The sequence below is a fragment of the Dehalobacterium formicoaceticum genome (genome assembly GCF_002224645.1).
GTDB classification, from domain to species: Bacteria; Bacillota; Dehalobacteriia; order Dehalobacteriales; family Dehalobacteriaceae; genus Dehalobacterium; species Dehalobacterium formicoaceticum.
Window position 1 is genome coordinate 2,545,389 of sequence record NZ_CP022121.1, and the last position, 22,659, is coordinate 2,568,047.

26 protein-coding genes, 1 tRNA gene, 1 pseudogene and 1 other annotated feature are annotated in these 22,659 nt (G+C 39.9%); of the genes and pseudogenes, 23 read left to right on the plus strand and 5 right to left on the minus strand.

Annotation, left to right across the window (positions count from 1 at the left end):
- Positions 1–112: 112 nt before the first annotated feature.
- The 7 genes from CEQ75_RS12220 to CEQ75_RS12250 all read left to right on the plus strand — a co-directional run bounded on the left by CEQ75_RS12220 (position 113) and on the right by CEQ75_RS12250 (position 6,228).
- Complete coding sequence (locus tag CEQ75_RS12220) at positions 113–1,147, plus strand: CobW family GTP-binding protein (protein ID WP_089611004.1); 1,035 nt, start codon at positions 113–115, stop codon at positions 1,145–1,147.
- A gap of 335 nt (positions 1,148–1,482) precedes the next feature.
- Positions 1,483–2,514 carry a 3-deoxy-7-phosphoheptulonate synthase gene (locus tag CEQ75_RS12225; RefSeq protein ID WP_089611006.1) on the plus strand — a complete coding sequence of 344 codons (1,032 nt, stop codon included), beginning with the start codon at positions 1,483–1,485 and terminating at the stop codon, positions 2,512–2,514.
- A 341-nt stretch (positions 2,515–2,855) separates the two neighbouring features.
- Positions 2,856–3,095, plus strand: coding sequence for a hexameric tyrosine-coordinated heme protein (locus CEQ75_RS19555; RefSeq protein ID WP_089611007.1), 240 nt, complete (start codon positions 2,856–2,858; stop codon positions 3,093–3,095).
- A 328-nt stretch (positions 3,096–3,423) separates the two neighbouring features.
- The gene (locus CEQ75_RS12235; RefSeq protein WP_089611009.1) at positions 3,424–4,071 is read left to right on the plus strand and encodes a DUF1638 domain-containing protein; all 648 of its coding nucleotides are present in this window, start codon (positions 3,424–3,426) and stop codon (positions 4,069–4,071) included.
- Between the two features lie 107 nt (positions 4,072–4,178).
- Entirely contained in the window at positions 4,179–4,412 is a 234-nt protein-coding gene (locus CEQ75_RS12240; RefSeq protein ID WP_089611011.1) for a hypothetical protein, read from the plus strand.
- A 144-nt stretch (positions 4,413–4,556) separates the two neighbouring features.
- Positions 4,557–5,393 carry a DUF4346 domain-containing protein gene (locus CEQ75_RS12245; protein ID WP_089611013.1) on the plus strand — a complete coding sequence of 279 codons (837 nt, stop codon included), beginning with the start codon at positions 4,557–4,559 and terminating at the stop codon, positions 5,391–5,393.
- Between the two features lie 49 nt (positions 5,394–5,442).
- A complete protein-coding gene (locus tag CEQ75_RS12250) occupies positions 5,443–6,228 on the plus strand; it encodes a hypothetical protein (protein WP_089611015.1) in 786 nt (261 codons plus the stop codon).
- A gap of 80 nt (positions 6,229–6,308) precedes the next feature.
- Here the strand turns inward: CEQ75_RS12250 and CEQ75_RS12255 are convergent, their stop codons facing one another.
- Positions 6,309–6,626, minus strand: coding sequence for a DUF5658 family protein (locus tag CEQ75_RS12255; RefSeq protein ID WP_089611017.1), 318 nt, complete (start codon positions 6,624–6,626; stop codon positions 6,309–6,311).
- Positions 6,627–6,786: 160 nt separating this feature from the next.
- On the opposite strand from CEQ75_RS12255, the gene CEQ75_RS12260 reads away from it, so the two are divergent.
- On the plus strand, positions 6,787–7,533 hold the full coding sequence (locus tag CEQ75_RS12260; protein ID WP_089611018.1) for a glucose 1-dehydrogenase: 747 nt from the start codon (positions 6,787–6,789) through the stop codon (positions 7,531–7,533).
- Between the two features lie 64 nt (positions 7,534–7,597).
- On the opposite strand, the gene CEQ75_RS12265 is transcribed toward CEQ75_RS12260, so the two are convergent.
- Positions 7,598–7,673, minus strand: a tRNA-Trp gene (locus tag CEQ75_RS12265).
- Positions 7,674–8,008: 335 nt separating this feature from the next.
- Here CEQ75_RS12265 and CEQ75_RS12270 point away from each other — a divergent pair.
- A complete protein-coding gene (locus tag CEQ75_RS12270) occupies positions 8,009–8,518 on the plus strand; it encodes a DUF2318 domain-containing protein (RefSeq protein ID WP_089611020.1) in 510 nt (169 codons plus the stop codon).
- A gap of 14 nt (positions 8,519–8,532) precedes the next feature.
- Positions 8,533–9,885, plus strand: coding sequence for an urease accessory protein UreH domain-containing protein (locus tag CEQ75_RS12275; RefSeq protein ID WP_089611022.1), 1,353 nt, complete (start codon positions 8,533–8,535; stop codon positions 9,883–9,885).
- 172 nt (positions 9,886–10,057) lie between these two features.
- On the opposite strand, the pseudogene CEQ75_RS12280 reads toward CEQ75_RS12275, so the two are convergent.
- Positions 10,058–10,312 (minus strand): annotated as a pseudogene (locus CEQ75_RS12280) (cysteine synthase A); the annotation flags it as partial.
- Between the two features lie 131 nt (positions 10,313–10,443).
- On the opposite strand from CEQ75_RS12280, the gene CEQ75_RS12285 reads away from it, so the two are divergent.
- The 10 genes from CEQ75_RS12285 to CEQ75_RS12325 all read left to right on the plus strand — a co-directional run bounded on the left by CEQ75_RS12285 (position 10,444) and on the right by CEQ75_RS12325 (position 17,979).
- Positions 10,444–11,127: a response regulator transcription factor gene (locus tag CEQ75_RS12285; RefSeq protein ID WP_089611023.1), complete on the plus strand. Its 684-nt coding sequence runs from the start codon at positions 10,444–10,446 to the stop codon at positions 11,125–11,127.
- Between the two features lie 295 nt (positions 11,128–11,422).
- Positions 11,423–11,917 carry a hypothetical protein gene (locus CEQ75_RS12290; RefSeq protein WP_089611025.1) on the plus strand — a complete coding sequence of 165 codons (495 nt, stop codon included), beginning with the start codon at positions 11,423–11,425 and terminating at the stop codon, positions 11,915–11,917.
- Between the two features lie 166 nt (positions 11,918–12,083).
- On the plus strand, positions 12,084–12,806 hold the full coding sequence (gene sigI, locus CEQ75_RS12295) for an RNA polymerase sigma-I factor (RefSeq protein WP_157677449.1): 723 nt from the start codon (positions 12,084–12,086) through the stop codon (positions 12,804–12,806).
- Complete coding sequence (locus CEQ75_RS12300) at positions 12,803–13,783, plus strand: anti-sigma factor domain-containing protein (RefSeq protein WP_089611029.1); 981 nt, start codon at positions 12,803–12,805, stop codon at positions 13,781–13,783. Before sigI ends, CEQ75_RS12300 begins: the two co-directional genes overlap by 4 nt.
- 136 nt (positions 13,784–13,919) lie before the next feature.
- Positions 13,920–14,234, plus strand: coding sequence for a hypothetical protein (locus CEQ75_RS12305; protein ID WP_089611031.1), 315 nt, complete (start codon positions 13,920–13,922; stop codon positions 14,232–14,234).
- 546 nt (positions 14,235–14,780) lie between these two features.
- Positions 14,781–14,951 carry a hypothetical protein gene (locus CEQ75_RS18690; RefSeq protein ID WP_198306531.1) on the plus strand — a complete coding sequence of 57 codons (171 nt, stop codon included), beginning with the start codon at positions 14,781–14,783 and terminating at the stop codon, positions 14,949–14,951.
- 2 nt (positions 14,952–14,953) lie between these two features.
- A complete protein-coding gene (locus CEQ75_RS12310) occupies positions 14,954–15,187 on the plus strand; it encodes an SHOCT domain-containing protein (protein WP_157677450.1) in 234 nt (77 codons plus the stop codon).
- A gap of 107 nt (positions 15,188–15,294) precedes the next feature.
- A complete protein-coding gene (locus CEQ75_RS12315; RefSeq protein ID WP_089611035.1) occupies positions 15,295–15,522 on the plus strand; it encodes a HypC/HybG/HupF family hydrogenase formation chaperone in 228 nt (75 codons plus the stop codon).
- 147 nt (positions 15,523–15,669) lie between these two features.
- A complete protein-coding gene (locus CEQ75_RS12320) occupies positions 15,670–15,984 on the plus strand; it encodes a hypothetical protein (RefSeq protein WP_089611037.1) in 315 nt (104 codons plus the stop codon).
- Positions 15,985–16,230: 246 nt separating this feature from the next.
- On the plus strand, positions 16,231–17,979 hold the full coding sequence (locus tag CEQ75_RS12325) for an ATP-binding protein (protein ID WP_089611039.1): 1,749 nt from the start codon (positions 16,231–16,233) through the stop codon (positions 17,977–17,979).
- A 56-nt stretch (positions 17,980–18,035) separates the two neighbouring features.
- Here CEQ75_RS12325 and CEQ75_RS12330 read toward each other — a convergent pair whose 3' ends face one another.
- Together CEQ75_RS12330 and CEQ75_RS12335 are read right to left on the minus strand one after the other, a co-directional pair.
- Positions 18,036–18,557: a 2-thiouracil desulfurase family protein gene (locus CEQ75_RS12330; RefSeq protein WP_242965168.1), complete on the minus strand. Its 522-nt coding sequence runs from the start codon at positions 18,555–18,557 to the stop codon at positions 18,036–18,038.
- Between the two features lie 64 nt (positions 18,558–18,621).
- Positions 18,622–19,350, minus strand: a complete 729-nt coding sequence (locus CEQ75_RS12335; protein WP_242965169.1) for a tRNA lysidine(34) synthetase — start codon at positions 19,348–19,350, stop codon at positions 18,622–18,624.
- A gap of 76 nt (positions 19,351–19,426) precedes the next feature.
- Between CEQ75_RS12335 and minC the strand changes: the two genes are divergently transcribed.
- From minC to tatA, 3 genes are all read left to right on the plus strand, one after another.
- Complete coding sequence (minC, locus tag CEQ75_RS12340) at positions 19,427–20,119, plus strand: septum site-determining protein MinC (protein ID WP_157677451.1); 693 nt, start codon at positions 19,427–19,429, stop codon at positions 20,117–20,119.
- A 279-nt stretch (positions 20,120–20,398) separates the two neighbouring features.
- Positions 20,399–20,612: a binding site (T-box leader), on the plus strand.
- Between the two features lie 70 nt (positions 20,613–20,682).
- The gene (gene serA, locus CEQ75_RS12345) at positions 20,683–22,263 is read left to right on the plus strand and encodes a phosphoglycerate dehydrogenase (RefSeq protein ID WP_089611044.1); all 1,581 of its coding nucleotides are present in this window, start codon (positions 20,683–20,685) and stop codon (positions 22,261–22,263) included.
- 158 nt (positions 22,264–22,421) lie between these two features.
- The gene (gene tatA, locus CEQ75_RS12350) at positions 22,422–22,634 is read left to right on the plus strand and encodes a twin-arginine translocase TatA/TatE family subunit (RefSeq protein ID WP_089611046.1); all 213 of its coding nucleotides are present in this window, start codon (positions 22,422–22,424) and stop codon (positions 22,632–22,634) included.
- The last annotated feature ends 25 nt before the right edge of the window (positions 22,635–22,659 follow it).

The window sequence follows — 22,659 nt, forward strand, 5'->3', positions numbered from 1 at the left end:
CGAAATTTATTATACTGGCATTTTAACCCTTCGGGATGGAAGAAGTATTAGCAATAGTTTCATTAATGGCACTGATTGCATTAATTGGTAATAATGGCAATAAGGAGGCAATATGACAAATATGGTAAAAATTGATATCATCTCCGGCTTTCTGGGAGCAGGCAAGACGACCCTGATTAACAAGTTGCTCCAGGAAGCATATATTGGTGAGAAAATCGCTCTTTTGGAAAACGAATTTGGCGAAATCGCGATCGACAGCGATCTTTTTGCCGACTACGATATTAAGGTGAAGGAAATCGCAAACGGCTGTATTTGCTGCACCCTGCAAGGCGACTTCATTAAAGGGATCCATGAGCTGGTGAGGGAATATGCACCTGACCGCATCATCATTGAGCCCACCGGCATCAGTCATCTTAAGGATACGATATACGCTTGCAACGAAGCAGCCCGGGATGCAGATATTCAGTTAAACTGTATTATCACAGTGGTAGACGCGGCCATGTTCCCGGTTTTTATGGATGTGAGCGGAGAATTTTACCGCCAACAGGTGGTTGACGGACGAACCATTGTCCTAAGTGCCGTCCAAAACCTGGAAGAGAATGACGACCTGGATGAAATCATTTCCGGCATCAGGGCACTAAATCCGACAGCACCGATCATTGCCGAACCCTATGATGAGATAGATGGGCTGGAGCTTTTGCAGATGGCGGAGGAATCGGGGATGCTGAAGGAATGCCGGCACGATCATGAACATAATCACGATCACGATCACAACTGTGACGGTGATCACGACCAGGATAATAACCAGGATCATCTTCAACCCCGGCAGGATAATGAGGGCTTCCGCTCCTGCTCCTTTAGGACAGACAAAGTCTGGACTGAGGCGGAAATCAGTGAGCTTTTCCAAAAGCTGACCGAAAGCAGCAGCGGATTGATTTTTCGTGCCAAGGGCTTTTTGAACACCGAGTCGGGCATGGTTAAGGTAAATTTCGTCTATGGCCGGGGTGAAATCATACCCTCTACCTACACAGGTCCCGGCAAGTTCGTGATTATCGGTAAAGATCTGGCAGAAACCACTTTGGAAAAATTGTTTCCTGGAAACAGCGCTGATCAAAAACTATTTAATGTAAGGACGATAAGAAGCTGAAAAAAAAGGCAGTAAGACTCCCCCAAAAAATTATGAGAACATAGAACTGGCATGATTGCTACTCTGAATCTTTACATTAATATCTTTTCCATATATAATGATCTTGTAGGATGGTTGATTAGTAGTTAGTGGTTAGTGGTTAGTGGTTAGTAGTTAGTTGGTCAGTTGGACGGTTGGTCGGTTGTATTAATAGTAAATGGTTTAACAGTAGAACGGTAGGATGGTAGAAAGGGGCAATTTCTTTTATGAAATTATGCACTTCTATCTGGAGTGCTTTTTTTATTTCTCTTATTTCTTCCTCTTACCAAACAACAAATAAAAAGGTGGTGTCTTTCATGGGTTTTAAATGTATCAGGCCTATCCCTACACCGGATGAAGTCAAAGAAGAGTTGCCACTCAGCAGTTCAGCCCTGGAAACAAAAGAGAAGCGGGACCGGTGCATTCGGGAGGTCTTTGAAAATAAGTCTGATAAAAAGATTATCATCATTGGACCGTGTTCTGCGGACAATGAAGATTCCGTCATGGATTATATGGTTCGTTTAGCGGCACTTGCTGATCAGGTATCAGACAAACTGATTCTGATACCGCGCATTTATACCAACAAACCGCGCACAACGGGGGAGGGGTACAAAGGCATGCTTCATCAGCCGGATATCTGTGACGAACCGAACATGCATAAAGGTATTTACAGCATCAGAAAGCTGCATAAGAGGCTGATCGAAGAAACCGGATTGACTGCTGCTGATGAAATGCTTTACCCGGAAAACTGCAGATATTTAGATGATATTCTGGCCTACCATGCTGTGGGTGCCCGTTCCGTGGAAAACCAGGAGCACCGCCTCATTGCCAGCGGCATTAATGAGCCCATCGGGATGAAGAACCCCACCAGCGGGGATTTGAATGTGATGCTGAATTCCATTAAGGCTGCCCAATTACCTCATCGCTTCATTTTAAATGGCTTTGAAGTACAGACTGACGGCAATCCCTTGGCTCATGCCATCCTAAGGGGAGCTATCAATCATTATGGCACGAACATACCAAATTACCATTACGAAGACCTGGTTAAGCTGTCCGAAAGGTATTTAGCAGGCGGACAAAAAAATCCGGCCGTGATTGTGGACAGTAATCATGCCAACTCTATGAAAAATTGGCAGGAGCAGCCCAGAATCGCCAAAGAAGTCATGCATCATGCCAGGAGCTCGGAAACAGTCAACCGCATGGTTAAAGGCTTAATGATTGAAAGTTATCTGATGGACGGCGCTCAACCGGAAACAGGGACAAACTACGGCCAGTCAATTACGGACGGTTGCCTTGGCTGGGAGAAAACAGAACGATTGGTCCTGGAGCTTGCCGATATGGTGCGATAAGTGCGAAAAAATAAAAAAATCCACATCCTCTTAGAGGGACGTGGATTTTTTTATCAAACCTCTTGTGCCCTTGTCCAGCTTTAAAGTTTTATACTTTTTGCCCGTTAACAAAAACATTACCGCTTGGGTCTGCACTAATATCCAAATAATCTCCGTCAAGATCAAGAGCGACTAAAAGAGTATGAACAGCACTTGCCGCGGCTCCCTCAGCAAAAGCGGGGGATATTATTTTATCAACCCTTACTTACCGGGGGCTGATACTTAATTCCCTATAAAAATTAAAAACTTTACGAATGTCCTTCATTAACGAGAATATACTATAATGATGGGAGGGGATTAAAATAAATCAATGGCTCAAAAGTTTAAAAACGGATACACCTCAAGAGGGCTTTGAATTAGCGATCAAACTTTCACAAAAAGGTGTGGAGTATACACAACCCTCTGAGGAAATACGGAAAAAATTACGTCCAAAATATTCAAAGAACGCAGATAGTCTGATATTGGCGTCACAAGTAGTTGCGATAAACTTTCAAACAGTGGCTGCAGCTAATAACTACTGGAGAGATAGTTATAAAGCATAAGGGGTAATTGGCTTAGGGCTTCACTTTTACGCAAAGCCACTTATTTCTGCATATTAGCTGCAACATCTTGTCCTAACCAAATCCAGATGGAGAAGGTTTTTAAACTGAAGAAAAAATAAAAATATGATAAAACCCATGAAAATGGCTTGGTTAAGCCCTTCTCAAGGGTTTTTTTAACATAGCTTAGGTAAGTATCTTTCATGAAATAGGAGTCAACAATCCTGGGAATAATTCGAAAAATAAAATTGCAGGATTTTCTCAATGATTAAAGAAATGATATCGATATGAAATTCTGATAGAAATTCAATTTGACGGAGGAAAAGCAACAATGAATAAAACCAGAATCCTGGCCTGCCGAACAATGGAAGATGAGATCATGGAGATTTTGCCACAGGACATTGATTCCGAGTTTCTAGAGTACGGGCTGCACAACACTCCGGATAAGCTGCGCCTGGAACTGCAGCAAAAGATAGACGCATCCGAAAACTATGATCATTTGCTTTTTGGTTATGGCCTGTGCTCAAATGGGGTAGTAGGGCTGAAGACAGACAGGCATACTTTTGTGGTGCCACGGGTGCATGATTGCATTAGTCTATTAATAGGCTCAAAAAAGCAGTATGATATAGAGTTTGATCAATATCCTGCTACTTATTATCTCAGCAGAGGCTGGATCAAGCAAGAAGGGGATCCCTTATCCAGTTATTATAAATATCGGGATCAATACGGTGAAGAGAACGCCCTTTGGCTGATAGGGGAGGAGTACAAGAATTATCAACGGGTGGTGTATATTCATACGGTGGGAGACTCTGCAGAGTATGTGAAATACAGTCAGGAAGTGGCGGATTTTCTTAAAGTAATACATGTTGAGATGCAGGGATCCCTCAGCTATTTTGAGAAATTACTAAACCAGGAGTGGGAGGAGGAGTTTCTCGTAATACCTCCCGGAAAAACAGTTACAACAAATAGTTTTTTATGATGCATTTTGGAATATGAATTAACTTCGCAAAATCAGTGCTTAAAAAGCAATTCTCAGGAACTATATTACCTGCGGTTATAACTATATCATACCAGGAGATGGAAGCATTGGCAGAGATCAATTCCATTAAAGAATTACGAGAGCAACTCCAAAGGGCAATGAGCCTTTCTAAATGCAGGAAGTGCGGATGCATGGAGGAGACTTTAAAAACATTGAAGATAGAACTCTCAAAATCCAAAAAAGACCAAGATAATTTCCCTGATTTATTCGAGCCATTATCGGCGTTATTGAATGAGGTAGAAAATGCACTTAATAAAATGGATCCCATTGAATATACCTGACTGGGATGTAAACAATGCTGGTCAGCAGAAATTACGAATACTTTTACAGAAACCTTTCCCAGGTTAAATGGAATACATTCCATAGAAACTATTCTCGGTAACAGCAGTGATTCCGGCTGTCTTCCTGCAATTGGCGAGTATCACCTGTTATCAATAGGCAAAAATTATCCGGTGGCCATATCCACCTTGGGCAATTCAGAGCTTGCTGATAAAATTTCGGAGTTAAAATCAAATGGCTTAAGTATTGTGGGTAAAACAGAAACCGAAAACATCGGTGTCGAAAAGATAATCAAAAATATCCTGGCAGTACCTTCGATTAAATATCTGATGTTATGCGGTGCAGATTCTGAGGGGCACTACAGCGGCAACACGTTGCTGTCTCTTTGGGAAAACGGCGTTGATCATAAAATGCGCGTTATTGCTTCAAAAGGGAAAAATCCTGTTTTATCAAATTCGTCACCGCAGGAAGTAGATGTTTTTCGCAATCAGATAGAAGTTATTGATATGATTGGCTGTGAGGATTTAAGCAAAATTTTAGAGAGCTTAGGAGAGCTGTCCGAAAAGGCTGAAAATAGCTGTAATTCTAATAGCAATTCTATTGATAACTGTACATTAGAAAATGAAGAAACTGAAAAACCGTTAATCCTATCCTTTGATACAGTTAAAACGGTTAAAACATTTGATACCGTTGAAACAATTGAGGCTGAGGAAAAAGACCCCAATAAAGTAAAATTAGATAAAGCCGGATATTTCGTGATAGTTCCAAAAGCTGATAGCAACATGATTTTTGTGGAACATTATAGCTACAGTAATCAATTGCTTCGTATTATTAAAGGGAATGATTCAAGAAATATCTATTGGACTGTCATCGAAAATGGTTGGATTACAGAGCTTAGCCACGCCGCTTATCTTGGGAAAGAGCTTGCTATAGCCGAAATGTCAATGGAGCAAGGATTTAAGTATGTTCAGGACAAGGCTTGAAATAATTTAACACATGACAGGAAAATAAAGACATAAAGCAGGATCCCGGATGAATATGATATGGAAAAAAGCTAGGGAGACTGCAATGTCTAAAAAGAAAAAGTTTTTCATTTCTTTTTTAATTATGCTCATGATTCTTATTTGTGTATTCTGTATAATACTGGATTTCTACCGGTTTTCAAGTTTACCTCATGATCAAGAACTGTTTTCCAGCTACCTGATAAAGCGCATGATTGTCTTATTGTCAGTAGTTATTGTATTTGCTGCTGGGAAAGATAGTTATCACCCTAAGGATTATCAAAAGATGAAGATCATTTTTTTAGTTATCGGTCTTGGGGAAACAGCTTTTCTTCTGGAAAATACGATTAGTGCCGTTCTTTTGTTTTTCATATGTCACTTTTTACTAATTCTAAGAAACGGTAAAGGGCTGAAAAACAAACTCATTAATGCAGATGCAAGGGTAAAAACCAAACTAAGGCTTTCAGCATTATGTATTGGAATAATTTCTATTGTATTGATAACATTGTTTTACACGTGCTTGCCTCTTAAATCTAATAGTTTACCGGTAATTTCTTATATTTATTTAATCATTTTAAGTATCTCATTTTGGGTTGGGTTAGCTGCGTATTTATTGAATTTATTTCCCCTCATCAACGCACAAATGATTGCCGTAGGAACAGCGTGTTTCTACTGTTGTGACTTATTAGTAGGTATTGATATTTTTATTCATAGTTCATATGCAGGGTTACTTATTAGTAGTGCTGTTTGGGTTTTTTATACGCCGGCGCTTCTTTTCCTTGCTTTAAGCTGTTATAAATTCACGAAATTTTGTTGATTTTTCTACAAATGCTAAGTTCCTGATTGGTTCAACAAACTATCAGTATGGCATGAAGAAAACCACTGCTGATAGGAGTTTCATTTTATGATGGAATTGGCAACATGTACCAATATCACTGCGCCCATAACCAAAATCACCACCCAGGTTCCCATGTAAGCCAGGCGAAAGTATTTTCTCGCCCCCAGGGTTATGACAATCAAGAAAAGAAGCAACATGCCCATTTTAACAAGGACAGTTGGGACAAGGCCAAATCCAAAAACCCAGCGCATGATGGGATTAAGCTCCATCTCCAACCCGTATTTGCTAATTAATTGCCAGGACGCCAGCAAATCAATGATGTTTAGGATGGCAACAATAATCAGAAGAATATTTAGCTTACTCCTCGAAGACAGCATGATATTTTCTTCCCTTCAAAAATTTGTTTATCCTATTATTACCGATTATTATGCATTAAAATGCGTTAGATCAGTGAGTGGTTCTCTTAAGAACAGAGCGAAATCCAAAGATTAGCGATAATAAGAAAGATAATAAAAAATAATAGAGAGAGGAACGACCATGAATTTTAAAGATAAAGCTGTCATTGTCACTGGTGCCGGAAAAGGTATCGGTAAATGTATTGCACAAAGCTATGCTGCGGAAGGTGCCAAGGTAATCATAGCAGAAAAGAATCCGGAATGGGGATTGGAAACGGAAAAATCAATTTTAGCTGCTGGCGGGAAAGCAACCTATATTCAAACTGATGTATCTCATTCAATGGATATTGAAAAGCTAATACAGAAGACAACAGAGAGACATGGTTCAATTGATATTTTGATCAACAATGCGGGGGTTTCAAAATGGAAGTCCCCTTATCAGTTGACTGTGGAGGAATGGGATGAAATCATCAATATCAACCTGCGTAGCGTATTTCTGTGTTCCAGAGAAGCGGCTAAAATTATGCGAAGTCATGGTGGTGGCTCTATTGTTAATATGGCATCTACCAGGGCATTAATGTCAGAGCCGGATACTGAAGCCTATGCTGCCTCAAAGGGTGGGATCATCGCTTTAACCCATGCCTTGGCAGCATCCTTTTCAGCGGATCATATTCGGGTAAACTGTATTAGCCCGGGCTGGATTGAGACAGGTGACTATCATGGGTTAAGAGCTATTGACCATGATCAGCATTTTTCCGGAAGGGTGGGCACTCCTAAGGATATTGCCAGGGCTTGTTTGTATTTAACCGGTGCCGGAAATGAATTTATTAATGGTAGCAATATCGTCATAGATGGCGGCATGACCCGGAAAATGATCTATGAACCATAACCATAAATCAGCCGGATATCAAAAAAAGCCTCACAATCACTTGTGAGACTTGAATTTGTTTAGTTGGCAGGGGCAGAAGGACTTGAACCCTCAACCAATGGATTTGGAGTCCACTACTCTACCAATTGAGCTATACCCCTGCGCTGACAAACTCTATTATATAAATAATCAGGCAGGAAGTCAACTATAAAAATAAAATATTTGTAGTTATTCTGTGATAATGTTACATAATGTTACAGGTCGGAGGTAGACATATGCCTAATTTGTAGTAGATCAAGCATATTGGGCATTAATTTGCTTCTATGAAAGATAAATATCGAAATCCTAGGTGGAATCCCATGAAAACAATTCCCTCTGAAGGCACCTTTTGGTGCCTTTTCCCATTCTTTATAGTTCACAGTTTCTTCACAATTTAGGCAAAAAAACTTCAAGATTCTGTTGTATACTATGAAAAATTAAAGAAAGGGTTGTTGCTATGGGAAAGAATAAAAATATTGTTCTGGCTGGGGTTGCTCTGATTGTAATTATCATTGCTGTTTATACTTCTGTTCTTCCGAAGGATCACCAGGAAAATTATGGGGCACAGCCTAAAACTGCAACTATGAACGCAATCAGCGAAAAGGGAGATTTAGTTATTCCTGTAGCTGATATTACAGAAAAAGCATCATTTTATGCTTATAATGGGCAGGAAAACCAGATGGAGATTATTGCAGTAAAGGCATCTGACGGAACAATACGCACCGCCTTCAACACCTGTCAGGTCTGTTATAGTTCGGGAAGAGGTTATTATGTACAGGAAGGTAATATGTTAGTATGCCAAAATTGCGGCAATCAATTTCATATGGATGATGTCCAGGTTACCAAAGGCGGATGTAATCCCATACCTATCGATGCTGAGCAAAAAGTGGTTACCGATACATCCATTACGATTACCAAGGACTTTTTAACACAGGCAGAAGAAATTTTTGCTAATTGGAAGATTTAGTCTGGTGGTGAAAAATGCAACAGTCCGCAGTCCAAAAAACTATAATGCTAGAGGGGCTTTCCTGTCCCGCCTGTGAACAGAAAATAGAGAAAAGTCTTAAAAAGCTTGATGGTGTTATCGAGGTCAGAGTTGATTATGTACACTCAACCGCGGTAGTCCGTTACAAACCAGGGCAGATTTCTCTTGACACCATACAAGAAGCCATTGAAAATGCCGGTTATCCTGTCCTTCACCTGGATACTACAGTGTCACCCGCTCAGGAACAGTCCTCCTACTCATCGATGTTTTTTATCGGCTTAATAATTGTGGGACTTTATATCATTATCAACAATACTGTTGGGTTTAACTTTTTTCCCCAGGTGAGTTCAAACATGGGATACAGTTTGCTCTTTATTGCAGGGCTTTTTACCTCCTTCCACTGCATTGCCATGTGCGGCGGTATTAATTTGTCTCAGTGCATCGGTGACGGTAAATGTGAGAACAGGGCTATCTATCATAAGTTCAAACCCAGTTTACTGTACAATCTTGGCCGGGTTAGCTCCTACACCATATTAGGAGGCATTGTTGGGGCATTGGGTTCTCTTTTCACTCTTTCCCTGCAAGGAAAAGCATTTATTTCTGTTATTGCCGGGGCTTTTATGGTCATAATGGGACTGAATATGTCGGGCATCCTGCCGCCTCTGCGCAGGCTAATGCCTCGACTCCCCCAAAGCTTAACGGTTAAGTTAGAAAGTGGGAAACAAGGAAAAACCCCGTTTGTTGTAGGGGTTCTTAATGGTTTTATGCCTTGTGGTCCTTTGCAGGCTATGCAACTGCATGCCCTGGGCACCGGAAGCTTCTGGGCGGGTGCCTTTTCAATGTTTTTATTCAGTCTGGGTACTGTGCCGCTGATGTTCGCTTTCGGCGCTTTCAGCTCACTTCTCAGTTCCCGTTTTACTAAGGAAATGATGAAGGTCAGTGCTCTGCTGGTCATTATTCTTGGTATGATCATGGGAAACCGTGGCTTTTTGTTGTCCGGAATCACCGTAAGTGACGCGCTCCTTTCACCTTTGGGGATCAGCCAGACTCAGAACAACAAGGCCCAGCGTGCTGTAATAAAAGATGGTTATCAGAATGTCACCACCCAGCTTGAATCCGGCCGATATCAGCCCTTAATCCTATACGCCGGTGTTCCTGTGAAATGGACAATTGTTGCCGAAAAAGAAAACTTAAACGGCTGTAATAATGAAATCATTATTCCGGACTATCAGCTACAGCAAAAGCTGTCAGTGGGAGAGAACGTGATCGAATTTACCCCAAAAAGACCTGGAATAATCACGTATACCTGCTGGATGGGGATGATCAGCAGTAAAATGACCATTGAGTAAAGTATAATCGAAAAAAAATAATCATGGTCTGGAAATAGAAAGTAATAATCATATGGGTAAAAAATTTAAAAATTGATCATTACGATAAGATGCACACTAATAAGATGGTATTTGAAAAGGGCTGTTGCAATCGAACGATTTAAGTTCATTATGCAACAGCCCTCTATTTTTATTATTTCTGAAATAATAATGTAGACAAGTTCCTTTCCCCTGTATCCGAGAACAGCACCACAATGGTTTTACCGGCATTTTTCGGTCTTTGAGCTACCTGTGTTGCAGCAAAAGCTACCGCTCCTGATGAGATTCCCACCAGCAGACCTTCTGATTTTGACAAGGCTCGGGCTGATTCGAAGGCTTCTTTATTTTTCTCTTTAAAAACCTCATCAATTATATCTGTATTTAAAACATCTGGAACAAATCCAGCACCTTGTCATCTGGACATGCCTTCTCTATTGATATTTATGGAAATTCTAATATAATGTAAATCAGGAATCCATAGCAAAGTATGATAATATTATATAGTTTCCTGGAAAAATATAGGAAGGAGCAATATATGACATGACAGGGAAGCGTATTTTGGTGGTTGATGATGAGCCTAAGATGCGGGAATTGATCTCCTTATATCTTAAAAAAGAGAATTTTCAGGTAGTCACAGCCGGAGACGGACTTCAGGCTTTAGAGGAACTGGAGAAAGGAGATAACTTTAGTTTGTTTATCATCGATGTCATGATGCCAAACATGGATGGCTTTACTTTATGTAAGGAAATCAGGCGTATTTCCCAAAAACCTGTGATCTTCCTCACCGCCCGTGGAGAGGAATACGAGCGCTTAATGGGATTTGAGATTGGCGCCGATGATTATATTGTGAAGCCTTTCAGTCCCAGAGAGATGGTGGCCAGAGTGAAAGCAGTTTTGAAACGAACAGAGACAGCTTTGGAAACGGCAGGAAAACAAACATACGGTGATTTAACAATAGATGTAGAAGGCAGAGAAGTAAAAATTGAGCATGACACCCTGAGCTTAACGCCCAAAGAATTCGATTTGTTAGTCTATCTGGTAAAAAATCCTGGTAAGGTTTTGTCCCGGGAGCAAATTATGAATCATGTTTGGGATTATGAATACTATGGCGACCAAAGAACCGTTGATACCCATATTAAAAAACTACGGGAAAAACTGGGGGAAAAAACGGAAAAGTATATTAAAACTGTATGGGGTGTAGGCTACAAATTTGAGTTAGAATAAAAATGACGTATCAATAACCGTTTTAAGCAAGGATTTGCCGGCAAAAAATATTCCACTACAACGCCTGAAACCTTGGTCATTTAAGCCAATTTCAAAATAAATCAAAGAACAGCCATCCCCAGGAGGGTGGCTGACTTTTTAGTAACTATCCCGTAGAGGTTTTCGTTATTTTCATGATTTTTTTTAAAAAATATTTTGCCTACCTCCCCAAAATATTTGACCGACTACGAATAATTAGGTACAAGCGGAACTTAATAAACTTTTCGCTTACAAACATCAACAGGAGGATTAAATAATGGTAAAAAAACGAATTATTGGTACTATTGTAACAGCAGCACTGGGATTATCTTTAGTGGGGGCAGCCAATGCAGATACCGTGGATAATCTTATGTCTCCGAAGGGTATGGATGGTCAGCAGGCAAAAGCAAACATAACCCAGCAGGAAATGATCGCTAAAGAGCAAAAAATGCCGTACTTAACAATGGATAAAGCGGAAACACGAAAAGAAATAACGGTTGTAACCAAGGATACGAAAGATACAAATGATACTAAGGATACTAAGGATACAAAAGACACTGAGAATAACAAAAAAGAAAAACAAGATGCCGTGCGTATATATCCCAATCAAATGACCCAAATGCCGGAATCAATGGTTGAGTTCCATGAAAAAAATTATGATGAGATGGTAGATATGCATGAAAGCATGCAAGATGTTCCGATGCACGGGGACATGGGGCAAATGAGCCGTCAAATGCATAACGGTGGTATGCATGGCATGATGGGAAAATAATGATTTAAAATTCTGCAAGGTATGGTTTCTTTTTAAATTTTCACATATGTAACAATGCGTATATATTAAGCCGATTAATTTAATATATACGCAGTTCTTTTTTTCTTTATTTTATTTTGGTTTAGCTAAACATAATTTGCGCAATTGCCAAGGGGTTGATAGGGTGGTGCCTTTTAGATTAAAACATCATATTTTACAGGCCCAGCAAGGTAACAAGAATATTCGTGAACATCTGATTGCCAAGCATAAGAAATACATTCTCCAAACATGTTCCAGTATCTGCAATAGATATTTAACCTGGGAAAATGATGAAGAATTAAGCATTGGCCTATTAGCTTTTAATGAATCTATAGATGCATACGATACTGCCGGTAAAACCAGATTTACAACTTTTTCTTATTCGGTAATTAAAAAAAGACTGATTGATTATTTTAGAAGTCAGGAGAAATATCATAATGAATTATTAACTGCTTCTGCTGATACTCAGGAGTTTGAGGTATTAAATAATAAAGAAGCTATAGAAACTTATCAGGAAAATATCTCTTTAGAAAATCTGACGATATTAATTGAGCGCTACAGAATTAAATTAGATGAATATGATATTGATATTAATAATTTACCGGAACATTCCCCTAAGCATAGGGATACCAGAGAGACTCTGCAAAATGTCAGCCGGATTTTAATTAATGATCCGGACCTTCTTAACCACTTAATTCGTTATAAACAGCTGCCGATAAAACAGCTGATGGTGGCAACAGGTCAAAGCAGAAAGGTCCTGGAAAAGGGCAGAAAATATATTATTGCTATTAGTATTATTTTTATTGTGCCAGAGCTTGCTCCATTAAGGAAATTTTCTAAATTTAATATTGATCGGGGTGAGTTAATTTGAAAAAAAAACAGCTGATAATTATGTCCATAGATAAGGATTATACGGTTGGGTATACCGAAGATGGTCAATTCGTAAAAATTCCCCAAAAACCTGCCCATCAGGTTGGTCAGATGATAAATTATCAGCCAACAAAATTCGGATCAAGATACCATAGGGGTTTAGCTGTTGCTACAGCGATTTTATTAGTATTTTTTGCGGGGATTTTTAGTCCTTTTTTTCAGCAAGAAGCTGCCGCGTCTTATCTGAGTATTGGGCTAAATACTGGAAGCCTGGAAATATGGACTGATCATAATAATAAAGTAATTGAAACACTATATACTGATTCCCTGGAAAGGTTAAATCAGTTGGAACTCAAAGGGAAAGATATTTATGAGGCTGTTGCAGCTTTAACCGTCGAAGCCAAGAAATATGGTCTGATAACGGAAAAGAAAGATGATATTTTATTGGTAAATCTAATAGATATAAAGGAAGACAGCCAACATCATCATGTTTCTGAGGATAAAATCAAGAAAATAATTTTAGAAGAATTAAATGCTAAAGAATACAAGGGCTTAATGATGATGGAACGTCATGATATGGATTATCTTACAAAAGCAAATGAATTAAATCTTACAGCCAGCCAATATCAAGTTTATGAGAAAAGCAGTGCTAAAGGCCATAAGTTAGAAATGGAAAAAATCAAGCACGGTCAAATTCGTTCCGTATTGGAAGAAGCGGGAACAACTCCGGAGGAAATATTTGAAATGCCAAACAATAATATGCATAATAACACTATGAATAATACCATGCATAACAACAATCATGGAATGTCCGCACCCATACCAACACCAAATCAGAATAATGAAACTATTGCACCGGAGCAAAGTAAAGACACAATGCAAGAACAAGAACAAGAGCAAGAGCAAGATGTGGAAAGTAATAATCATATGGGTAAAAAAAGTATGCAAATGGATAATTACAATAAGATGCACAACTAATAGACAGAGTCAATAATATCAAAGGTAAATTTCACTAAATTTCCAAGTAACTTTCACAAATTGGTCATATTTACATCAAAAATAGTTCAAAATTTGTTGTTATGATGGTATTAAGAAAAAACGAGGAGGGATTTTTATGAAGAAGGCTTTAGTGTTTTTAGTTATAAGTGCGCTGCTTATCGCTGTTGCCGGTACTGCGATGGCAGCGAAAGGAGAACAGGTTCCGATTCCTAATTTAGCACCGGAGAAAGTTTATACAGAGCAGACAACAGCAAAAGATGAGAAGGTGCCGACTCCCGAGCCATCCGATCAGGATCTTTATCAACAAATGTATGAAGCTTGCCATGGCCCCAATGGATATATGTCAAAATATTTTGGTGAAGGTAATGGTCCACAAGGGTACAGAGGAATGATGGGCGGCTATGGAAGTAACACTAATAGTAACTTTTAAAAGTAAATCTATCATCCCTGTGTTTGGGATATTTGTTATAAGGGAGGCATGTCATCTGACATGCCTCCTTTAATTGTTTTTGTAAATGAAAACCATCCATGAATATTTTTCTTTTAAATTCATGGTCAGTATCACGTTGAGGGGTTTTTTGAGTGCCTGTTTAGTGTGATGTCAGATATATCCATTGGGGCCATCTTAATCCTCATCCGGGACAGTGGCTTTCGTTAACAGGATCACCCCAACCCTATGAGAATGTGTTGTGGCAGATGAGCTGCCTTTAGAAAAACCAACTTTTCACACATCTATCACAGATTCATAAATGTTTGGTCATTTTTATGTATTATTATAGCTTTATGCTAATTCGATGAAGGATAACTATAGAGGGAGGTAAGATCTTAAGTAAAGAGATGGTTAATACTGGTAATGATCATACGTGGCGGCGGAAGATATGGAGGAAGGTTTGGCGGTGGAGGCGGCTCCGGCGGCGGGGGCGGTAGTTCCAGAGAATGGTAGTAATAATAATTTTGTAAAGGGGTATAAAAATTTATGGAGTTGATAATAAACTATGGACCGTATCTTTTATTAGGAATTTTCTTTTTTATGATGATGAGAGTCGGCGGTTGCTGCGGTGGTCATGGTGGCCATGATGACGGAAAACAGAATAATAATAAAAACACATTAAAAAGAGCTGTCTCTGAGGCAGAGAGGAGTGAATGAGCATGATGGGTTACGGAATGATGGGCTATGGCATGGCAGTAGCCATGTTCTTATGGTGGGCCATACTCTTGGGTGGAATATTCCTAGGGTGTTATGGAATAACACTTTTAATTCGTAATAAAAATAATACCACCAACAGTAACGAAGCCTTGGAAAAATTAAAGGTGCGCTATGTTATGGGTGAAATTTCCCAAGAGGAATATACGGAAAAAAAGCAATTGTTACAGGTTAAATAAATTGTTAAACAGCACATTGGACTAAGTGTTCTTAGAAATGCTTAAAATACAGATCAACTGTTTTATAACGATGGTGGCAGCCATTCGGAAAAAAGGAGGAAATGATTATGTTTCTGGGTGTACCGGCTCAGGTGATGGATATAAAAAATAAAATCGGCATTGTAAAAATTGATGGTATATTTGTCAAAGTAAGCTTGGATTTAGCATCGGAAGTAAATGTAGGTGACTATGTCTTAGTCCATGCAGGATTTGCCATTCAGGTGATCAGCTGTGAAGAAGCAGCGCTTACCTGGACGAATATTAATAAGATGATGGACAATACTAGGCACAATTAACCCTTTTTTTAAGAGATTGGCTGTCACATTAAGGTAAGTTTCACTAAATTTCCAATTATCTTTCACAAATTGGTCATATTTTAATCGAAAATATTTCAAAACTTATTATTATAATAGTACTTAAGAAAAAACAAGGAGGAATTTATTATGAAAAAAGCTTTAGTATTTTTAGTTATCAGTGCACTGCTTATCGCTGTTGCCGGTACTGCGATGGCAGCGAAAGGGGAACAGGTACCGATTCCTAATTTAGCACCGGAGAAAGTTTATTCAGAGCAGACAGCGGCAAAAGATGAGAAGGTGCCGACTCCTGAGCTATCCGATAAGGATCTTTATCAACAAATGTATGAAGCTTGCCATGGTCCCAATGGATATATGTCAAAATATTTCGGTGAAGGTAATGTTCCACAAGGGTACAGAGGAATGATGGGCGGCTATGGAAGTAACACTAACAGTAACTTTTAAAAGTAAATCTATCATCCATGTGTTTGGGATGTTTGATATATCGGGAGGCATGTCATTTGGGCATGCCTTCTCTATTGATCTTTATGGACGAACTATTATAAAATAAGTTAAAATTGAATTTGTAGTAAGTATCATGACATTTTATTGCTTCCTGACAAGATGGAAAGGAGCAAAAAATGATATGACAGGAAAGAGTATTTTGCTGGTTGAAGGTAAGCGCTTAATGGGATTTGAGGTGAAATAAAAATGACAGGAAGTATTGTCCTAAAATTATGGCTAACTATTGTGTTGTTAATCATCGTGGTTTTTATTGCCCTAGGCTTGGGTTTATTTCAGGCTGTGGAGAATTTTTATTACACGCAAATCGCTGCCGGACTTATTAACCAGGGTCAGGAAGTTGCTGATATGTATGCCAAGAATCCGGCTGAATTTCAAGAAAACAATGAGATTGAATATGTGTCCCGGATTATGAATGCCCATCTAATGATTTTAAATAAAGAAAGCATTATTCAGACCTGTAACCAAATGATGCCCATGACACCCGGGTCCTTATTTGAAGAGAATGATCTGGACCGAATTTTCACCGGTGAAACAGTAGCGAAAAGAGGTTTTCATCATTCATTTAATAACCAAATGTTATCTATCGGCCTGCCAATTATTCAGGACAAAAAGATTGAATCTGCCTTGTTTATTTATACTCCCATAGCTTCTCTGGAACCTGCCTTGAATACTATTCGGGGAATCATTTACTGGAGTTTATTTTTTGCCGTTATTTTAATTTCGATTTTAGCTTTTTTCCTTTCCCGCACTTTGTCGAAACCCCTGATCCAAATGAATAAAGTTGCCTTAAATCTTGCTGAAGGAGATTACAGCCAGCGTGTGCCGGTAAAAAGCGTTGATGAGGTTGGCATCTTGGGGGCATCATTAAATTTCCTTTCGGAACAGCTAAAGAAAAACATCACTGAACTATCATATGAAAAGGAACAGATTGAAAATATCCTAAAAGGTATGTCTGATGGAGTTATTACCTTTGATACTACAGGTAAAATAGTTCTTTTTAATCCTCAAGCTAAAGAACTGCTTGATAATTGTGTGGAGGTGGAAAAAAATAACATAATGGAGCATTGCGATTATCTGACTCAGCTTAACTCCTTATATCAGCGAACTCTGGAAACAGGAAATTTGGTAGAAGGGGAAATCACTGTTAATGAAAAAATTGTTTCTGCCAAGCTTTCCCCATTGCTGGACGTAACTGATCGAAACCTAATCGGAGTGGTCACGGTACTCCAGGATGTAACCAAGGATAGAAAACTGGAGGAGATGCGCCGTGATTTTGTCGCTAATGTCTCCCATGAATTAAGAACACCCATTAGTTTGATCCAGGGTTATTCTGAGGCAATTATTGACGATGTTGCCGAATCCCCAGAGGAGCGGAATGGTTTTATTAAAGTTATTCTTGAGGAAGCCAACAGATTGAAACGGTTGGTGGAAGATCTTTTGGAATTGTCTCGGCTGCAATCAGGTGTAATATCGATCGAGAAAGAATGGATTGATATTAGGGAGGTACTTCTGCAGGTAAAGACTAAATTCCAGTCATTGCTGGAACAAAACAAAATAGATTTTCAGGCAGAAATAGCATCGGATGCTCCATGTCTTTTGGCCGACCGCTTTAGATTGGAACAATTATTAATTAACTTAATAAGTAATGCGATCCATTTTGCGGCCGGGAAGACTATTAAGGTAACGTCACGAAAGCTGGAAAACGGTATTGAGCTGAGTGTCAGTGATACAGGACAGGGTATTCCGGAAAAAGATCTTCCATTTATCTTTGAAAGATTTTATCGTGCGGAAAAATCCCGGAACAGGGAAAGCGGGGGGACAGGTATTGGTCTTTCTATCGTTAAAAATATCGTAGAGGTTCATGATGGAGCGATTACCGTGATGAGCAAAGAGGGAGAAGGGGCCACATTTAACATTATGTTTCCAAGCAAATAGAAAATTTTGCTTTTTGTCATCCTGGGCGTTAGCCCAGGATCTTTTTTTAAAGGGGCTTAGTCTGAAGCTTCGGTGATCAAGGCCAGCAATTCATCTATTAAAGGGGTCTCCTCGCTAATCACCGGGATGCCCATTTTTTTCAAAAGAGAGGTGGTGATCCCGGATCCGGGAATGGTTTTACCGGTAAAGGTCCCGTCATATATTTGATCTACTCCGCAGGAAGGACTTCTTTCTTTCATAATCGCCAGGGTGATGGGATAATCCTGGGCAATTTTTTGGGTGCAGAATGCCCCTTTTAAGAATTGTTCCGTTACATCCTGACCGTCTTGCAGACAGATTTTAACATTTCCCAGGCATAAATCTGTGCTCAATTCTATTCCCGTTTCTGTTCCCGCATCTATCTCTGCTTTCGAAATAATCTCTGCAGGGGGACGAGGTGTGGGCAGCCCTCCTAATTCTTCAGGGCAAACAGCAATGATTTCTTTATCTTTCAATAAAGAAATCAGATGGGCATTTTCATTATTGCCCCCGGAATATTTGCAATTTTCCCCCAACAAACAGGCACTTATTAAGATCAAGTTCATCACCATCTTTTATTTTTGAATTATCATAGTATCTTAGTCAAAGACAAGGTTTTTTAGATTATTCTATACTTTTCCAGGCTTTGGCCTGATCCAGGTTCTTAAGCGCGGTAATAACCCTTTCCTTGGCCAGGGGATTCGTTTTCTCAATCAGTTTAATGATTTCCTTCATATCCTGCCGTTTGGTATAGCCATTGGCGGGACAAGGATTTTCAATCACCGGCAGCTGCAGCAGGCGGCACAAACGGCTGATATCTTGCTCCGGGACATAAACCAGGGGACGAATTACCGTAATATCCTTTTGATCCAAATAGGTTTTGGGGCTGAAAGAATCCATGCGGCCCTCATAAAACATCTTTAAAAGGACGGTTTCTACGGCATCATCCATATGGTGCGCCAAAGCAACTTTGGGAAAGCCCTTGTTTTTGGCCAGATTATTCAAGGCTCCTCTTCTCATTTTGGCACAAAGAGAACAAGGATTTTTTTCATGGCGCACCTCAAAAACCACGGGACCGATATTGGTAGGTTCATAATAAAATGGGACATCCAATTCCCGGCAGATTTTTTCCAAAGGGGCAATATCCGTATCCCATCCCATACCCACATGACCCGCCGCCAAAGGATATTTATATTTGGACACTTTCTTAAACTGATGCATTAAATAAAGTAAGGTGATGCTGTCTTTGCCGCCGGATAGTCCCACCATAATACCCTGGGTATTATCGATCAGTTGAAAATCCCGGACGGCACTTTTGACTTTTTTTATGGTTTTATCCATGATATAGGACAATAAAATTCCCCCTCATACTCCTTATGGAGCAGGATATTATCACAAAATGACGAAAGATACAAGAGGAGGGAAGATAATGGCGAAAGATTTGATTGTGATTAAAGGAAGCCGCGACGGCTTAAAATTTTATTTCAATACTCAGGAAGGATCTTTTGAAGAAATTTATCAAACATTGGTACATAAATTTCAAGAAGCAAAAGGTTTTTTTGAGCAGGCTAAATATATTATCGACGAAAAAAACGATTTAAAAGAAGAAGAAAGGAAAAAGATTGAAGCATTATTTATTCTCCACGGCATGACCCGGCAAGAAATTAACCATAAAAAAACAGAAAACAGTCATACCGCTACCGGGAGTGGTGCCGCTGCTGGGATTGATACTAATGAAGAAACAGAGGTTTTTCAGGCTGCCCGTGATGCGGTGCTGATTGCCCGCAGCCTGCGCTCGGGGCAAAAGATTTATGTGCAGGGAGATGCGGTGATTCGGGGAGATGTTAATCCCGGAGCCCAGGTGAGCGCAACGGGAAACATTATTATTTTTGGCGCATGCCGCGGCAGTGCCCATGCGGGGGTGCTGGGAGACATAAACGCCTTTGTCATGGCCTGCAAACTAAGGCCGACTCAAATTGCCATTGCAGATAAAATCAGCCGCGCCCCTGAAGCATCAAGTCCTAAAGATGAGCAGGTTTACCCGGAGATTGCCTTTATTTCCGACCAGCAAATTGTGGTGGAGCCTTATATCTCATCTAAACACAAAGCGGCAAATGCCTAGTTTTTCTATTCTTGATCTCTCTAAAATCTAATATTCTCATATTATTCTATAAATTCTTTTCTTCAAACTTAGCTGATATTGTGGAAATGTGGAAAACTCTGTGTATAAGTAAGAGCAATTCCTATTATTCTAACATTTTCTTCATATTTCGCTAATATTTTTAATATATAATTAATTTTGTCGAATTTTCATAATGAACGGTACAGAAGAAATAAGCATTCGATTTTCTCGTTGACAAATCCAGAAATTTGTATTAATATTTGTTCTAATCTAGTTTTTTAAAATGCGTTGAAAAAGATCAGTAAACAGTGAAAAAGTCGCAGAGAGCCAATGGTTGGTGAAAGTTGGTACCGGTAACTGTTGAATCCGCTTTTGAGCAGGCAGGGTTAACCTGTCCCGGTATTGAAACCGTTATCTTCAAATTAAGATCATGTTTTTTAAAAAGCATGATAAATCAAGGTGGCACCACGTGAGGAAGACTCCCGTCCTTGGGATATGGATATAATATTCTAAGACGGGTTTTTTTATGGCCAAAAAATGGGTAATAATAGGAGGAGTTGTTAATGAAAGTATTAGTTGCCGAAAAGATTGCTCAGGAAGGAATCGATCTGCTGAATCAGGGTGATCTAACTGTTGATATAAAATTGGATTTAACCCGGGAGCAATTATTGGAGATCATTCCTGAATATGATGCCATTGTGGTTCGAAGTGTGACCAAGATCAATGAGGAATTTTATGAACGGGCGACTAATCTGAAAGTGGTTGGTCGTGCCGGTACCGGCGTCGATAATATTGAAATGGAAGGCGCCACCATCAGAGGGATTATTGTTGTCAATACTCCAGCAGCCAATAATGTATCTGCTGCCGAACATACCATTGGACTGCTCCTGTCCTCCATTCGCAATATCGCCCGGGGGAATCAACGCATCAAGGATCGGGCCTGGTCCCGGGAAGGCCTAAAAGGGGTGGAACTTCAGGGCAAGGTGATGGGCATTGTGGGGCTGGGCAGAATCGGCTCCCTGGTGGCCACACGGCTGCAAGCCTTTGGCATGAAATTAATTGGCTATGATCCATACATAACAGATGCCCGATTTGAAAGATTTGGCGTAACCCGCAAAGAAAACCTGGAAGATTTGATGCAGGAAGCCGATTTTATTACGGTTCATACCCCCAAGACAGAAGAAACCTTTGGGATGATCGGTGATGAACAGTTTAAACAGGCAAAAAAGGGCCTGAGAGTAGTGAACTGTGCCCGCGGCGGCATTATTAATGAAGAAGCATTAGACCGGGCCATCAAGGAAGGGATCGTGGCCAGTGCCGGGATTGACGTTTTGGTGAATGAACCCAATACCACTTCACCCTTGCTGGATCTTGACAATGTGGTTCTGACACCTCACTTGGGTGCCGACACGCTAGAAGCTCAGTATAATGTAGGTACCATGGTGGCTCATGAAGTGGTTCAGGCCTTAAACGGAGAGATGGTGCCCAATGCCGTTAATCTGCCTACCCTCCATGCCAGTGAGCTCCATGCCATGAGTGCCTATCTGAAATTAGGAGAAATCCTGGGTAAGATGTATCATCAGCTGGAAAAGGATCCTGTGGAAAAAATTGAGATTATCTATAGCGGAGAAATCGCAAAATTGGAAACCACTGTGATCACCTTATCGATTTTGAAAGGATTATTTGAAACCATTCTCAAAGAACGGGTCAACTATGTTAATGCCCAGGTGATTGCTAATAATCGGGGTGTAGATGTGGTGGAAAGCAAGGAATCCGCCCAGGGAAAATATTTAAATCTCATCAAATTAATCATTACATCGAAAGAAAAAACTTATACTCTAGCGGGTACTGTATTTGGTAAGGACGAAATCAGATTAGTGGAAGTAGACGGATACGAATTCGATTTGGCACCCAGCCCTCATATCCTGGCAGTGATGAATTTGGATAAGCCGGGAATGATCGGACAAATCGGCACCCTGTTAGGGGTTAACAAAATAAATATTGCCACCATGCAGGTAAGCAGAAAGAAAGATAAAGAATGGGCAATGATGTTTTTAGCCGTTGATTCCGAAGTGCCCAAGGAATCACTTAAGCTGATTAACGGCCTGGACGGGATGGCAAATGCCCGCACGATAAAAATGTAAGAGGGGATCTCACCTCCATCATAGCCAATTTTAAAAAAATATTGTATAATAAGTGGACAATATGTGCTCAGGAAAAGCATGACCAATGCGGATGAAACAAACATTGGAAAAATGCGCATAGAAAAAGCACCAGGCAATGACAGAGGGGGAAATAAATTATGCCGTCAATCGGATTTCCAGAATTAATATTAATCTTAGTGATTGCTTTAATTGTTTTTGGACCGGGGAAGCTGCCGGAAGTAGGCGCATCCTTGGGCAGGGCGATTAATGAGTTTAAAAACGCTTCCCGTGAACTAATGTCGGATAAAAGTGCATCGGAAGAAGAGGAAGTAAAGAAAATTCCTCAAAAGAAGGATCAGACCGAAGAATAAATAGTTACATTAAATCAAGCCTTTG